1 protein-coding gene and 1 pseudogene are annotated in these 2148 nt (G+C 68.6%); both read left to right on the top strand.

The features are described 5' to 3' along the window. Positions 1 to 189 (top strand): annotated as a pseudogene (locus ASD71_RS06930) (5-dehydro-4-deoxyglucarate dehydratase); the annotation flags it as partial. A gap of 115 nt (positions 190 to 304) precedes the next feature. After that, positions 305 to 1888: an aldehyde dehydrogenase (NADP(+)) gene (locus tag ASD71_RS06935; protein WP_056561427.1), complete on the top strand. Its 1584-nt coding sequence runs from the start codon at positions 305 to 307 to the stop codon at positions 1886 to 1888. The last annotated feature ends 260 nt before the right edge of the window (positions 1889 to 2148 follow it).

Raw genomic sequence — 2148 nt, forward strand, 5'->3', positions numbered from 1 at the left:
CTGGACGATTTCTTCCTGCCCTACCTGGAAATCCGCAACCGCAAGGCCGGCTATGCCGTCAGCATCGTCAAGGCCGGCGCCAAGCTGGTCGGCCACGACGCCGGCCCGGTGCGTGCGCCGCTGACCGACCTGACCGGCGAAGAAATGGAAATGCTCGCCGCCCTGATCAAGAAGTCCGGCGCCGAGTGATCGGCTTGCCCTGACCCCTTCTATCTGCCCCCGGTCCGGGGGCATTTTTTTCCCCGGACCCGTCGGGGGCGAAAACGCCCATCCTTCGGATCGGCGTCTATTTTTGGAGATGACCATGAATTTGACCGGCCAGATGTTGATCGGCTCGACCGCCGTCCTGGGCGCGGGCGCTGCCCAGCACGCCATCAACCCCGCCACTGGCGAACGCCTGGAACCCGCCTACCCCGCTGGCTCCGCTGACGACGTGTCGCGCGCCGCCGAATTGGCCCGTACCGCCTTCGACGCGTACCGCGCCCTGCCGCTGGAGACGCGCGCGCAATTCCTTGAAAGCATTGCTGAAAACATCGTGGCCATTGGCGATGCGCTGATCGAGCGCGCGCACCAGGAAACCGGCCTTCCCGTCGCCCGCCTGCAAGGCGAGCGCGGCCGCACGGTCGGCCAGCTGCGCCTCTTCGCCCGCGTCGTTCGCGACGGGTATTTCCTGGACGCCACCATTGATCCGGCCCAACCCGAGCGCCAGCCGCTGCCGCGCGCCGACCTGCGCCTGGCCAACGTTCCCCTGGGCCCCGTGGTGGTGTTCGGCGCCAGCAACTTCCCGCTCGCCTTCTCGGTCGCGGGCGGCGACACCGCGTCGGCGCTGGCCGCCGGTTGCCCGGTGATCGTCAAGGCGCACAATGCCCACCCCGGCACGTCCGAGCTGGTCGGCCGCGCCATCCAGCAAGCCGTCGCCAAGCACGGCCTGCCCGAAGGCACGTTCTCGCTGCTGTTCGGCGCCGGTAACGAAATCGGCACCGCACTGGCGACCCACCCGGCCATCACAGCAATTGGCTTCACCGGTTCGCGCCGTGGCGGTCTGGCGCTGGTCGCCGCCGCCAACGCCCGCCCGGTGCCGATTCCCGTGTACGCGGAAATGTCCAGCATCAACCCCGTCTTCCTGCTGCCGGCCGCGCTGGAAGCGCGCGCCGAGACCATCGCCAAGGGCTTCGTGGATTCGCTGTCGATGGGTGTGGGCCAGTTCTGCACGAATCCCGGCCTGGTGATCGGCATCGAAGGTCCGGCGCTGGACCGCTTCCGTAAGGCTGCCGCCGAGGCCGTCAAGGCCAAGGGCGCCGCCACCATGCTGACGCCGGGCATCTTCTCGGCCTATGAGCAAGGCGCGGACGCCCTGGCCCGTCACGCCAGCGTGTCGACGGTCGGCCGCGGTGAACCCTCGAACCCAGCATGCAACGCCGCCGGCGCCGTGGTGTTTGGCGCCAGCGCCGACCAGTTCCTGGCTTCGCACGAACTGGAAGCCGAAGTCTTCGGCCCCGCTTCGCTGGTCGTCGCGTGCAAGGATGCTGCGCAGGTCCGCGCCGTGGCCGAGCACCTGGAAGGCCAACTGACCGCGACGCTGTTCGTGGACGGCGCCGACGTGGACGACGCCCGCGCACTGCTGCCGGTGCTGGAACGCAAGGCCGGCCGCATCCTGGCCAACGGTTACCCGACCGGCGTGGAAGTAAGCCACGCCATGGTCCACGGCGGCCCGTTCCCGGCCACGTCGAATCCGGCCTCGACGTCGGTGGGCGCCACGGCAATCCGCCGCTTCCTGCGCCCGGTCTGCTACCAGGACCTGCCCGACGCCCTGCTGCCCGACGGCATCAAGCGCGCCAACCCGCTCGGCCTGACGCGCATGGTCGACGGCAAGCTGGCCAACGCGTAATGGGTTGACGCCTGGCTTTAGGCGTTGCCTCGGACCAACCGTAGGCCCCGGCGCCGCATCACGCGGCCCGGGGCCTACGCCATTTGGCGCGCGGTGCACGCGGGTGTCAGACACCCGTTGTTCGAGCGCCACGGTGTGCCCAAAAGGTATCTGACACCCTCSCAAAAGGTGTCTGACACCCTAGGGAGATGCCCGGCAAGTAGTTGCAGCATCACAACGGGTGTCAGACACCTACTGAGACGCCCATTGCAAGCCCCGAT

Source organism: Achromobacter sp. Root565 (assembly GCF_001427425.1).
Lineage (GTDB): Bacteria > Pseudomonadota > Gammaproteobacteria > Burkholderiales > Burkholderiaceae_B > Achromobacter > Achromobacter spanius_D.

Coding starts and splice junctions, on each gene's coding strand:
- ASD71_RS06935 (WP_056561427.1), top strand. CDS start 305: ATGAATTTGACCGGCCAGATGTTGATCGGCTCGACCGCCGTCCTGGGC.